The following is a 13,256-nucleotide window of genomic DNA, read 5'->3' on the forward strand; positions in this document are numbered from 1 at the left end:
GCTCAAATCTTTCATTTTTAGATAGTTTTTAGTTTACGTGCGATTGCTGAGGGCATCAAGCATGTTTTAATCGTAGCCAAAACGCGTCATCGGCAATAATTTCACCATTTTCGTCAAGACCAGGATAAGGAAGTGACTTCTCTTTGCATTTTTGGGCGATGATAGGATGGCAGCCTTCAAACAACATTTTATGCTTTATGGTTTCATCAAGCCTACCTGACTCATATAAACCCGCTTTAAGGCGTTGATTTTGAGCTTCAAATAAAATTAATGCAGCCGCAACAGATACATTTAATGATTGCGCCATACCTTGCATCGGGATGATGATATTTTTATCTGCATGGGCAAGGGCTCGTGGGGAGATCCCCGTTTTTTCTTGGCCTACGATAATCGCTGTGGGAAGCGTGTAATCAATCTCGCGATAATCAACTGCATCAGGGCATAAGTTGGTCGCTAATATTTGCACCTGAGGGTTGTGCTGACGCATGAGTGTGACGGCATCGTCGATATCTTTATGCAAGTGTGTGGCGATCCAATTTTTACTGCCACCGGACGTGTTATTAGTCAGCCATTTTTGGTTTTCTGGCCATACTGCGTGAACATTATGACACCCTACAGCATCAGCGCTGCGTACAATAGCAGACAAGTTATGGTGTTTGTGCACATCTTCTAAGCACACTGTTAAATCAGTTTGACGACGATCTAGTACACTTTTAATGCGGTGATAGCGAGTGTTTTCCATTTTTAGCCTTGTCTGAACTCATAAATTAACGCCATTATACCTTAAGGCATTACGCTGCGGCTAATTGGGTTTTGTAATGAAATTAAGGTTTCAGTTGACTGGATTGCTTCGATGGCCTGAATTTTGTTAATTAGTACATCTTGTAAGTGATCAATCGAACGAGTCATTACTTTAATAAAAATACTGTAATTACCTGTGGTGTAATAAGCTTCAACGACTTCTTCAAGCTCTTTTAAGTACAATAAGGTTTGCGGGTAGTCGCGGGCATTATTGAGATTAATACCTATAAAACAGCATACATCGTAGCCTAATTGCTTGGCATTTACGCTTACTTGGGTACCTGTGATGATCCCTGCCTGCTTCATTTTTTCAATCCGTACATGAATTGTACCTGCACTAACGGTAAAACGTTTAGCTAATTCAGCATAGGCTATACGAGCATTATCCATTAATGCGTGGAGGATCTGTTTATCGAGATTATCGATTTGATAATTTTCCATATAAATACCCGCTTTAAATTATTGAATCTTTATTTTTTATACCATTAAATTGATTAAATTTACATATTAAAGGTGTTTTTGTTATTGGTTATTGAATTAAAGTACGAAATGCTTGAGGATTGCTTTAACGACATGGCTGCTTTGAACGCAATCATGCAAGTAACAATAACTGGGAATGAGGCCAATTATTATGAGTTCACACTTTGTGCAGCAACAGCAACAAATTAGTAAAGTTAAACAATTTTTTTCACAGCAATTAGAACTGCAACTAGGGTTGATTGAAGTGCAGGCGCCTATACTTGCGAAAGTTGGTGATGGTATTCAGGATAACCTTAGTGGTACTGAGAATGCCGTTGCTGTAAATGTTAAAACTATCCCCGACAGTCAGTTTGAAGTTGTTCACTCACTTGCAAAGTGGAAGCGTAAAACATTAGCCGATCATGGTTTTGCTTTAGGCGAAGGGTTATATACCCACATGAAAGCTCTACGCCCAGATGAGGATTCATTAAGTCCAATACATTCAGTGTATGTAGATCAGTGGGATTGGGAAAAAGTGATTTGTGCAAGCAGTGAGCGCTCTTTGGATAAATTAAAAGAAACGGTGGATGCTTTATATAAAGGTTTAAAGGCCACTGAGCAATTTGTATCTGATGAATTTGGGATCACCCCATTTTTACCTGTCGAGATTACGTTTGTACACAGCGAGCAATTACGCCAAATGTATCCTGGCTTTACAGCTAAACAACGTGAAAAAGCAATTACTCAAGAATATGGCGCGGTATTCTTAATCGGCATTGGCGGCGCACTTGCTGATGGTAAAATTCATGATGTACGTGCCCCTGACTATGACGATTGGTCCACTCAAACATGTGATCAATACGCGGGCTTGAATGGGGATATTTTAGTGTGGAACCCAGTGCTTGAAGACGCATTTGAAATATCGTCAATGGGTATTCGTGTATCACCAGAAGCGCTAGTCGCACAATTGGCAATTACAGGTGATGAAGGGCGGCTAGAGCTTGACTGGCATAAGCAGCTACTAGCTAAGGAGTTACCGCAAACAATAGGCGGTGGCATTGGTCAATCTCGGTTAGCAATGCTGTTATTGCAAAAACCACATATTGGCCAAGTACAAGCGAGTGTATGGCCTGAAGAGTTAAGACTGCAAGTAACGGGTATTTTATAAAATATATTGAAATGAATAGAGGCTAAATCTGATTTAGCCTCTATTAAGAAATTAATGATCAACTGGTTTTAAATTCAATTTCTATTTTCCCTTCTTGCAGTTTTACATTGCAAGGGGGGTAGGTACGATTAGTTTTTAAGACTTTATCAAAAATGTGAATTTCTACTCCGGAATGAAGCTTTTGGTTCACAGCCAAGTTAGCTTCGCTAAGCAGCTTATTTAAATGATGATCAAGGCTAGATAAGCGCTGCTCAAGCTGTTCCGCTTGTTGGCAATAATGTTGTTGAGTGGCTCCAATCTTAGTCATCAATAATTTTTTCTTTTCTTTATCTTTCACTAAGTCAGCTTTTTCAAGGGCTGCTTGAAGAGTGTCGAGCTGTTCGTCAGTACGAGCGAGTTCTTTAAAACAGTCATCTGTTTCTTTGATAATGTTTTGTCCCGAAACAGCCATATTTATCATCATTTTAGCGCCGGATTCATTGCCGATCTCTCCGGCGATAATCATTCCTGCGTCTAAAATTTCACCGCCAAATAATTTACCCTTAGGGTGATCGCTTTGGCCTACTTGCAAAAGTCGTGTTGCTTTCATTTCACAATGACTTGCTTGGCGTTCAATAAAAATATTGTTGCCAGCAAGATGGCTATATTGTGCATGAAGAAGGTGGATGTCTCCTTGGCAGGTTATTTTACAAGACAAAGATTTATCATCGAGCTGGTGGCCAATAACACCTTGCTTTATTGTTACATTTCCTTGGGCTATGAGCTCACCAGATTCAACAGTACCTAATACAGTAATGTCACCTTTGGCTGTTACCTTCATACCAGGTTCTATGTTGTGAGTAACAATTACACTGCCATCAAAGTAAACATGGCCACTTTTAACATTTACATCTCCAATGGTATAAATATCATCAACTCGCATGCCATTACGAATATCAACAGGAACCCCTGGAATAGTTGAAACGAGCTCTAATGGATTGTTCTTTGATATTTCAGCACCTTCACCCGCGACTAAAGGAGAGCTCTCCCCTGGTTTTGCGGGTAACACATCCCCTAAAACAGTAAAGCCCTCTTTACCTGGGGTTGCAGGTTGTTGGCGGATCAATAATACACCTGGCTCGACGCTCGCTAGTTTGCCAAAGTCTCGCATATCAACGGTACCGTCTTCACGTAGTGTCGGTGCATTGAGGCGCTCTTTTAAGGTTTTCACGAGAGGTATTAATCTTGATGGTTGACCATCGGTTGGCAGGCGACCTTTGGCTAAAGTGCCTTTTGCTATTTGACCTGCAGGTATTTCAAATTGTTGTTGTAGTAACTGTTCTAAAAATACTTGTTTGTACCCTCTTGCAACACCAGCTTTGATTAGGTGTTGCTTTGCAGTATCAAGATCAATAATGCTACCACCTTGTGCGAGTGTTAATTCGCCTGTAGCAAGCATTTTATCGTCGCTAATAACGACATTAAACGAGGCATCATATTTAACTGCTACGACTAATGTGCGTTCTTTATTCGGTTTCTTGAAGTAAGCATTGATTGTGTTCAGCTCAATTTTGCAATCGCAGAATTTTGATTTTTCAAGGGCTTCGATAACAAAAGCCGCACTCGGGGGCGAATGTTCAATAACATCGAGTAGTACATTACCATTATGAGCAAGCTTAAACACACACTATCCTTTTGCAACGCTAGAATTAAAGGTTTATGAATTTAAGAGTGCTAGAGAATTGTATAACTGTCAAGAAAATCGCTGAGGCTTTAATGTTGATAGCGGACAAAAGTTAATTTTGGCCGCTATCAACAGTGGGTTAGTTAGTTGATGGTAGTTCCATAATGCCATCAATTTCAACTTGTACGCCTTTTGGTAAAGCTCTAACCCCAATTGCTGCTCGCGCAGGATAAGGCGCTTTGAAATACTGACTCATTACTTCATTTACTGTCGCAAAGTTAGAAAGATCGGTTAGGTAAATATTAACTTTTACTAGGTCTTGAATTTCACCACCGGCTTCTTCACACACAGCACGAATATTTTTAAAAACTTGATGTGTTTGTTCCGCAAAGTCTTCAGAAATCACTTCCATAGTATCTGGCACTAATGGGATTTGCCCTGAAAGGTAAACTGCGGTGCCAACTTTAACGGCTTGACTATAAGTACCGATTGCCGCAGGTGCTTGATCAGTAGAAATAAATGCTTTGTTCATGATTTTCCTATTTTATTTTTTACGATAGACTTTTTGCACGTCAGGCATCACACGAATTCTACGCATAATGTTGGCAACATGGACACGGTTTTTAACCGTAACCCCTAAATCTATCACGTATAAATTACTTTCTTTTTCATCGGTAGCGATTTCGACAATGTTTGCTTGGGTTGTAGCAATAACATTGGTTAATTTTGCCAATGCACCTTGGTGATTGATAATTTCAACACGCAGTGCTGCAATGTATTCTTTCTCTGGATTATCATCCCATTTTACAACGAGGTATTTTGATCGCTCTGACTCCCAGCCTCGAATGTTTTTACATTCTTGACGATGAACGGTTACCCCTTTACCTTGGCTTATATGCGCAGTGATAGCGTCCCCTGGTACTGGTCTACAACATTTAGAATAATTAACTAGCATACCTTCAGTGCCAATAATGGTCGCTTTGGCATTTTTGGCAATATCGCCTAAATCATCATTTTGCAATAAACGTCGTGCAATAAGCATATTCATTAAATTACCAGAACCAATTTCAACAAGTAGCTCTAATACACTATTAAGTTCATGTTCTTCTAGTACACGATTAATATTTTCAATCGGAATATCATCAAATTTAGTTTCACCTAAAGCTGAATCGAGCAATCTTCGGCCTAGTAATAATGCTTCTTCATGATGCTGGCTTTTGAGGTAATTACGAATGCCTAAGCGTGCTTTACCAGTAACAATAAAGTTTAGCCAAGTGGCATTTGGATGCGCGCCTGAGCTAGTAATAACTTCAATTGTTTGGCCTGTATCCAGTGCTTTACTTAGTGGGTACGGTTTACGATTAACACGTGCACCAACACAGGTATTCCCTACGTCAGTGTGTACGGCATAAGCAAAATCTACAGCAGTTGCACCCATAGGTAGCTCGACAATACGACCATCAGGGGTAAAGACATAAATTTCTTCAGGGAATAACTCTGTTTTAACATTTTCAACAAATTCAAACGATGAACCTGCGCTCTGCTGCAATTCGAGTAAGCTTTGCATCCACTGGCGAGCACGTTGCTGTGCAGTGTGACCGGCACTGTCACCTGATTTTTTATACATCCAATGCGCCGCTACACCTTTATCTGCCATATGATCCATATCATGAGTACGAATTTGGATTTCAACAGGTATACCATGAGGACCGACTAATGAAGTGTGTAGTGATTGATAACCGTTGGTTTTAGGTACTGCGATGTAGTCTTTAAAGCGAGTTTCAATTGGTTTATAGAGGTTATGAGCCACCCCTAATACACGGTAGCAGATATCCATTGAATCAACCGCAATTCTAAATGCGTAAATATCCATTACTTCATTAAACAGTAGTTCTTTATTCAGCATTTTTTTATAGATACTGTATAAATGTTTTTCACGACCTGAGACGGTTGCTTTAATGCCGGCTTCTTCTAAACGTGCTGTGATTTCTGTTTGGATATTTGAAATGACTTCTTTACGGTTTCCGCGCGCTTTGGCAACTTCTGATTTAAGTGCGCGGTGGCGCATTGGGTAGAGGGCTTGAAATCCTAAATCCTCTAATTCATTCTTAATATCATGAATACCTAAACGATTGGCAATCGGTGCATAAATCTCTAACGTTTCACGTGCAATGCGACGACGTTTATCAGGACGAAGTGCCCCTAAAGTTCGCATATTATGAGTACGATCTGCAAGTTTGATTAAAATAACCCGAATATCTTGGGTCATGGCCATAATCATCTTTCGATAGTTTTCAGCTTGAAATTCTTTTTTATCTTTAAAGCTTAGTTTATCAAGCTTGCTGACGCCCTCCACCAATTCAGCAACTGTTTCGCCAAATATTTCGGCTAAATCTTGTTGGCTAAAGTCGGTATCTTCAATCACGTCATGCATCAATGCTGCCATTAATGTTTCGTGATCTAAGTGCATGCCAGCCAAAATCTGGGTTACTTCAACAGGGTGGGTTATGTAAGGTTCGCCGCTTGAGCGAGTTTGACCCTCATGGGCCTCTCGGGCTACCACGTAGGCTTTTTGTACCAGCTCTACATCAGCAGCAGGTAAGTATTCTGATATTTTCTTTTTTAGACCTTCAAAAAGATACATTCACACTCCAATGTTCGAGTGAAGCAAATAGGTAACGGTAAGTTAAGAATATACGATGAAAAGGAGGGATTGCCAACGACTAGAGTAGAAATACTACGTCGTTGGCTAAATCGGACCGGGAAGTCAGATTATTGGTTGCCACCTACAATAGCAGCAACGGCAGCCATTTCAGCTGCTTCTTGGTGTTGTTGCTCTTCACGATCAATAAGATCCATCGATGAGCTATCAACTAAACCAAGTTCAATTTCACGTAAAGCAACAACTGTTGGCTTATCGTTTTCAGGGTCAACTAGTGGGTTTTTTCCACCAACTGCAATTTGGCGGGCACGACGAGCCGCAACTAAAATTAAGTCAAAACGATTACCAATTGCATCTACTGCATCTTCAACAGTTACGCGAGCCATCTTCAGCACTCCAAATAAATTTTTAAGCAAAGACGTAGTTTACTGCACCGAGCCAGATTCGCCAATAGCTTGTGGTTAATTTAAACAAATAAAATACTTACCGAGCTTAAATTAAGATTTAACTCAGTAGGTCAGCGAGTAAATCTTGATGACGAATAGCTTGGCTTTGTAGTGATAGGCGTTTTGCTAGCACAATTGTTTCAATTTCATTCAATGCACTGGCAAAGTCATCGTTAACGACGACATAATCATATTCATCGTAGTGAGAGGTTTCTGATTGTGCTTTAGCCATTCTACTTGCAATCACTTCTTGTGAATCTTGTCCGCGGTTATTTAAGCGAGATTCAAGCTCTGCTTTTGATGGCGGTAGGATAAAAATGGTCTCTATATCATCAACAAGTTTGCGTAATTGTTGCGCGCCTTGCCAGTCAATATCTAAAAACACATCAATACCGGCAGCGAGTTGCTCCTCAATTGCTTGCTTTGATGTGCCGTAGTAATTATCAAAGACTTGGGCCCATTCAAAAAAATCATTTTTTTCGATCAATGATTTGAATTCATCAACATTCACAAAATGGTAATGTGCGCCGTTTTCTTCACCAGGGCGAGGTGAGCGGGTAGTGTGTGATACAGACACTTTCATATCACTATACTTAGCTAACAATGCATTGATTAAGCTTGATTTACCTGCGCCAGATGGGGCTGATAAAATAAACAGGTTACCACGAGTTTGCGCCATTATTTAATTCTCTACATAAAGTAAACAGGCCTGGGTTAACTATTACCCAAGCCTTTGATAGGAGCATTGTACTGTAAATGACTAAACTAGCTCAACTACACATTACCTTAGTTTAAATTTAGCAACTAATTGCGCAAGTTGCTCTGCTTGGCTATTTAATGAGTTTGCGGAGTGCGCAGCAACTTGAGTGTCACGGAGTGAGCTTTGGCTTGATTGCTCAATGAGTGACACATCTTTAGCCATTTCACTTGCAACAACAGACTGCTCTTCTGTGGCTGTTGCGATAGATTGGATCATTGCTGCGATTTCAGTTGCGCCAATCACAATGTTCTCTAGCTGATTACCAGCCTCTTCAGCTAAAGTTACGCTCATATTTACTTGTTCAACACTACTTTGCATTGAGTTCACTGCAACTTGCGTTTGATTTTGAATGGATTGCACAGTATTAACTACTTCTTCAGTTGCTTTAGTTGTTCGCTCAGCTAAAGTACGAACTTCATCGGCTACAACGGCAAATCCACGACCTTGTTCACCGGCTCGAGCAGCTTCAATTGCAGCGTTTAATGCTAGCAGATTAGTTTGCTCTGCGATGCTGCCTATAACCCCTATCACATTGCCTATTTGCGCACTTAAATCACCAAGTTCAGTCACCGTATCTGCAGTAGTTTGTACGCGCGCTGAGGCACTTTTGATTTCATCAACCGTACTTTTTACTGATATACCCCCATTGCTTGCGAGATCTTTTGCATTTTCAGCCTGGCTGGAGGCTTGCTGACTCTGACGCGCAACTTCGGAGACCGTTGAACTCATTTCTTCAATAGCTGTCGCGACCTGTGTTGATTGATCGGCAGACTCTTGGCTGCGGGTTGCTATTTGGGTGTTTGTATTTGCAATATCACCACTTGAAAGCTTCACATCAGAAACAACTCCACTGATGGCTTCAAGTAAGTTATTTAATGATAACGACATTTTGTTGGTTGCATCAGCAAGTGCGTCAATTTCATCTTCATTACGATGTTCGATTGCTGGTTTTGATATATCTCCATTACCAATGCTATGAGCGGTATCTAGTACCAAAGAGAGTCTTGATAAAATAGATTTACTAATTAGGTAAGCTACACTAAATCCAATGATGGTTGCTATTAAGGTTATTATAATAATAATAGTTAAAGTAAAATTTAATCCGGTATCTAAGTGATCTAGAGCAGAAGTAGCATCATCTCTTTCTTCATCAGCGGATGATTGTAAAATTGCAACTAATTCATTAATAATACTTTCTTCTAGAGTATTAATTGCGATTTTTGCAGCTGTATGGTTTTGTGGATTATAAGCATTAAAAACAACAGCAGCTTCACGTTTTATCGTTTCAAAGTAACTTTCAATTTGTTTGATATTTTGAATTTCATTGGGCTTTTGTTCTAGCGGTTTTATTAATGTTAGGTATTCAGCAAAGCTTGCTGCATCCTTTTTAAAATCATTTTGCGCAGACAAATCACCTGCTAGATGTGAATTAATCGACGACAGCATATCACCGGCTTCATCAACCATTTCTAAATAATAACGCACCCCGGGTAAATCATCGTTTAGGGCTTCGTTTATTTCAGTTGTGTTAAAGGCGTCGGCAAACTCTTCGTCTTTTAATTTATCTAAAAGAGTCTCTAACTGCTTACCAGATGTATTTTTCAGGCTTTTTGCTTGAGCAATAGCTTGTTGGTGCGTTGCAGGATTGTATTTTTCAAAAATATTATTATTAACGCTTTGATGATACTGTTCCATTAGACTTGAGATTTTATCCATCTTTATACGATCAGAAGCTTTTGCTGATTCGTATTTCCTTAACTCTGAATTAGTTTTCTTGAATTGAGTAAATAGCTCATTAAAATCTTTAACTTTATTCACATCACCAGATAAGTACTCTAAAGCTTCATTTTGCATACGATACATTTCATCAAGCTGCGCCATGTATAAAATAAGCCCAGGTAAGTCATCGCCTTTAATTTCTAAAGCTCGTTGAGTTTCAGTAGATACTTTAAACCAAACAATAGTACTCGAGACTAACATCAAAATGATGATGCTCGAAAATGCAGAGTATAATTTAACATTTAACTTCATAGGTATAACCTTATCTAAATTCAACACTGTTGCTTATTTAGACGTAAGTATAGCCCATTATATTCTATTGGCAGTGAATTATTTATGATAAATAATGTGAATTTWTAAAATAAAAAAGTGGAGGGAGGGGAGGGAGCTAAATACTTTTCTTGCAAAACCAGAGTCTATTTAAAGGCACTTAAATGCTAGTTTAAGTACCTATAGATAGACGGAAAGAGCAAAATATTTATTTGGGTCTTCTTATTGCATTACTCTATGTTCTGGATCTGCTCGCGCATTTGTTCAATCAATACTTTAAGTTCAACAGCTGCGCTAGTGATATCACTATTAATAGATTTAGACGCTAGAGTATTTGCTTCGCGGTTAAACTCTTGCATCATAAAATCTAAACGACGACCACACGCTCCGCCTTTTTTAAGAATCTTTTTTGTTTCTTTTACGTGAGATTTTAAACGGTCAAGCTCTTCAGCTACATCTTGTTTTTGTGCTAGGTAAATAAGTTCTTGCTCAAGGCGTGATTCGTCAATATTAGCGGTTAAATCCTCTAGTTTTTGAGCGAGTTTTTCACGTTGCCATTTTGCTATTTCCGGCATGTGAGTTTCTACTATATTCACTTGTTCTAAAATAGCATCAAGACGGGTCGCTATCATTTCTTCGAGATTAGCACCTTCATCACCACGGGCAGATTTAAAGTCTTCGATCACTTGATCAAAACCCGATATAAGTGCTGTGTTAACGCTGTCCATATCAAGTTCTTCTGCTTCCATAACACCAGGCCAGCGTAAGATATCAACAGGATTAATGTCACCATTACTTTGTTGTTGCACCCATTTAGCACTATTAATAAGCTGCGCTGCCAATGCTTCATTGATCGACAGCTCACCAACATGAGCTGGGTTTGCTACAAACTTTAAGAACACTTCAACTTTACCGCGTTGCAAATGTTTACGTAAGCGCTCACGAATAACCGGCTCCATTCCACGAAATTGCTCAGGTGCGCGGATAAAGGTTTCAAGGTAACGTTGGTTTACTGAACGAACTTCCCAGGTGCCAGTGCCCCAATCGCCTTTAATTTCGCGACGCGCGTAAGCAGTCATACTGTGGATCATGGATGGTTTCCTAGTTTTATTTAGACAATATTAAAGTGATTATACCGTAACACTGTATAAGCTCTAGCGGAAATTTTTGTTGATGAGAATTTTACAGTTGGTTTTTGTTTAAATCAGCATGGCATCTAAGCACACATCGACTTATAATACGTAAAATTCTGAATTAAGGGGATCGTGAATGCGTCCAAGCGAAAGAACACCTAACCAAATTAGACCGGTTACATTTACACGTAATTACACCTTGCATGCTGAAGGCTCTGTGTTGGTTGAATTTGGTAACACTAAAGTACTTTGTACAGCAACTGTTGAATCAGGTGTACCACGCTTTATGAAAGGCCAAGGCAAAGGATGGGTCACAGCTGAGTACGGTATGTTACCGCGCTCTACCCATACTCGAAATGGTCGTGAAGCGGCGCGCGGCAAACAGAGCGGTCGAACTATGGAAATTCAACGCCTAATCGCACGAGCACTTCGTGCTGCTGTAGATTTAAAAGCGTTAGGTGAAAATACTATTACTATTGATTGTGATGTTATTCAAGCTGATGGCGGAACACGTACCGCATCTATCAGCGGCGCATGTGTTGCGTTAGTCGATGCACTTACACATATGCGTAGTAAAGGTATGATCAATTCGAATCCTCTTAAATATATGATCGCTGCTATATCTGTTGGCATCTATAAAGGCCAGGCTATTAGTGATTTAGAGTATCTAGAAGATTCAGCCGCTGAAACAGATATGAATGTAATTCTTACTGAAACAGGCAAAGTGATCGAAATTCAAGGTACTGCGGAAGGCGAACCATTTTCGTTTGACGAGCTTGATGAGCTGCTAACACTTGCAAAACATTCAATTCGCGAAATTATCGATATTCAAAAACAAGCATTAGCTTAATAAATGATAGGTTTATAGCAATGAAAGATTATCAAATAGAGTTTATTGAATTTGCCCTTGAAAAGCAGGTACTAAAGTTTGGTGAGTTTACTTTAAAGTCTGGCCGTACTAGTCCTTACTTCTTTAATGCGGGCTTATTTAATACTGGTCGTGACCTTGCACGCCTTGGTCGTTTTTATGCCGCAGCATTAGAAGATGCTGCAATTGAATATGATGTATTATTTGGCCCTGCTTATAAAGGTATTCCAATTGCAACGACTACCGCAGTCGCACTTGCTGATCATCATGATAAAGATGTGCCTTATTGTTTTAACCGTAAAGAGAAAAAAGCACACGGCGAAGGTGGCACATTAGTCGGCTCTGAGCTTAAAGGTAAAATCATGTTAGTTGATGACGTGATCACTGCTGGAACAGCAATTCGTGAGTCTATGGAGATCATCGCGCAAAACGGTGCAGACCTAAGCGGTGTGTTAATAGCACTAGACCGCCAAGAAAAAGGAAAAGCAGAGCTTTCTGCAATTCAAGAAGTAGAGCGTGACTTTGGAACTAAAGTAGTTTCAATCGTTAAGCTTGCTGATTTAATCAGTTACCTTGAGAGTAAAGGTACTATGGATGAGCATCTAGAATCAGTAAAAGCATACCGTGAACAATATGGTATTGCTTAACTAGAGTTATTTAAATAAAGCCCAGTGATATATCACTGGGCTTTTTACATTTAAAACCCGTTATTAGGGTTATTTAAACGTTAAAAGCTTTGGTTTTGCAGTGTTTGGTTTAAATAATGAACGAACAGTACTTTATTTCAAGTTTTCTTCAAATAACGCTTGCGTAAAATCAGCCGCGCCCTATAATGCGACCCCACTGAGACGGCAGAGCAGGCAACGCTTAGCGAGGCAAGCAAGTCACTTAGTAAGTCGAGTAAAACTTGAGTTTAAATTTTTTAAAAGTTTAAAATTAAGTGTTGACAAAAAAATAGGAAAGCGTAACATCCGCAGCCCTAGCGAGATAAAGTAAAACACTTTAATCGCAACGTTCTTTAACAATATAAAGCAATCATCTGTGTGGGCACTCGTACAGATTGAGTTCTAACAGCCAAGCTACTTCGGTAGTGAGGCAAAAAATTTAGAGTCTCAATTGAAACTGAGTGACCAACAGCAATAAATTTATTTATTGCAGCACAGTCAATTCAATATCGAAAGATATTAAATAAATTCAGAATTCATTGAGCAGGTTCTTCATTCTTTATTGGATGAGAACAGAAAAAA

12 protein-coding genes are annotated in these 13,256 nt (G+C 39.5%); 3 read left to right on the forward strand and 9 right to left on the reverse strand.

Annotation, left to right across the window (positions count from 1 at the left end; all coding sequences use genetic code 11):
- Positions 1-55: 55 nt before the first annotated feature.
- Both trmH and asnC read right to left on the reverse strand, forming a co-directional pair.
- Positions 56-742 (reverse strand): tRNA (guanosine(18)-2'-O)-methyltransferase TrmH, encoded by a 687-nt coding sequence (gene trmH / locus ADS77_RS19815; RefSeq protein ID WP_054206690.1) that lies wholly within the window; start codon positions 740-742, stop codon positions 56-58.
- 41 nt (positions 743-783) lie between these two features.
- Entirely contained in the window at positions 784-1,242 is a 459-nt protein-coding gene (gene asnC / locus ADS77_RS19820; RefSeq protein ID WP_054206691.1) for a transcriptional regulator AsnC, read from the reverse strand.
- Positions 1,243-1,432: 190 nt separating this feature from the next.
- On the opposite strand from asnC, the gene asnA reads away from it, so the two are divergent.
- On the forward strand, positions 1,433-2,428 hold the full coding sequence (gene asnA, locus ADS77_RS19825) for an aspartate--ammonia ligase (RefSeq protein WP_054455957.1): 996 nt from the start codon (positions 1,433-1,435) through the stop codon (positions 2,426-2,428).
- Positions 2,429-2,486: 58 nt separating this feature from the next.
- On the opposite strand, the gene ADS77_RS19830 is transcribed toward asnA, so the two are convergent.
- The 7 genes from ADS77_RS19830 to ADS77_RS19860 all read right to left on the reverse strand — a co-directional run bounded on the left by ADS77_RS19830 (position 2,487) and on the right by ADS77_RS19860 (position 11,099).
- Positions 2,487-4,091: a DUF342 domain-containing protein gene (locus ADS77_RS19830; protein WP_054206693.1), complete on the reverse strand. Its 1,605-nt coding sequence runs from the start codon at positions 4,089-4,091 to the stop codon at positions 2,487-2,489.
- Positions 4,092-4,230: 139 nt separating this feature from the next.
- Positions 4,231-4,623 (reverse strand): RidA family protein, encoded by a 393-nt coding sequence (locus tag ADS77_RS19835; RefSeq protein WP_054206694.1) that lies wholly within the window; start codon positions 4,621-4,623, stop codon positions 4,231-4,233.
- A gap of 12 nt (positions 4,624-4,635) precedes the next feature.
- Positions 4,636-6,735, reverse strand: coding sequence for a bifunctional GTP diphosphokinase/guanosine-3',5'-bis pyrophosphate 3'-pyrophosphohydrolase (gene spoT, locus ADS77_RS19840; protein WP_054455958.1), 2,100 nt, complete (start codon positions 6,733-6,735; stop codon positions 4,636-4,638).
- 128 nt (positions 6,736-6,863) lie between these two features.
- A complete protein-coding gene (gene rpoZ / locus ADS77_RS19845; protein ID WP_054206696.1) occupies positions 6,864-7,139 on the reverse strand; it encodes a DNA-directed RNA polymerase subunit omega in 276 nt (91 codons plus the stop codon).
- A gap of 118 nt (positions 7,140-7,257) precedes the next feature.
- The gene (gene gmk / locus ADS77_RS19850; RefSeq protein WP_054206697.1) at positions 7,258-7,878 is read right to left on the reverse strand and encodes a guanylate kinase; all 621 of its coding nucleotides are present in this window, start codon (positions 7,876-7,878) and stop codon (positions 7,258-7,260) included.
- 102 nt (positions 7,879-7,980) lie between these two features.
- Positions 7,981-9,990, reverse strand: coding sequence for a methyl-accepting chemotaxis protein (locus ADS77_RS19855; RefSeq protein ID WP_054206698.1), 2,010 nt, complete (start codon positions 9,988-9,990; stop codon positions 7,981-7,983).
- A gap of 248 nt (positions 9,991-10,238) precedes the next feature.
- Positions 10,239-11,099, reverse strand: a complete 861-nt coding sequence (locus ADS77_RS19860; protein WP_054206699.1) for a YicC/YloC family endoribonuclease — start codon at positions 11,097-11,099, stop codon at positions 10,239-10,241.
- 178 nt (positions 11,100-11,277) lie between these two features.
- On the opposite strand from ADS77_RS19860, the gene rph reads away from it, so the two are divergent.
- Together rph and pyrE are read left to right on the forward strand one after the other, a co-directional pair.
- Complete coding sequence (gene rph / locus ADS77_RS19865) at positions 11,278-11,991, forward strand: ribonuclease PH (RefSeq protein ID WP_054455959.1); 714 nt, start codon at positions 11,278-11,280, stop codon at positions 11,989-11,991.
- 20 nt (positions 11,992-12,011) lie between these two features.
- Positions 12,012-12,656 (forward strand): orotate phosphoribosyltransferase, encoded by a 645-nt coding sequence (gene pyrE / locus ADS77_RS19870; RefSeq protein WP_054206701.1) that lies wholly within the window; start codon positions 12,012-12,014, stop codon positions 12,654-12,656.
- Positions 12,657-13,256: the final 600 nt, after the last annotated feature.

The organism is Pseudoalteromonas porphyrae, from assembly GCF_001298125.1.
Taxonomy (GTDB): domain Bacteria; phylum Pseudomonadota; class Gammaproteobacteria; order Enterobacterales; family Alteromonadaceae; genus Pseudoalteromonas; species Pseudoalteromonas neustonica.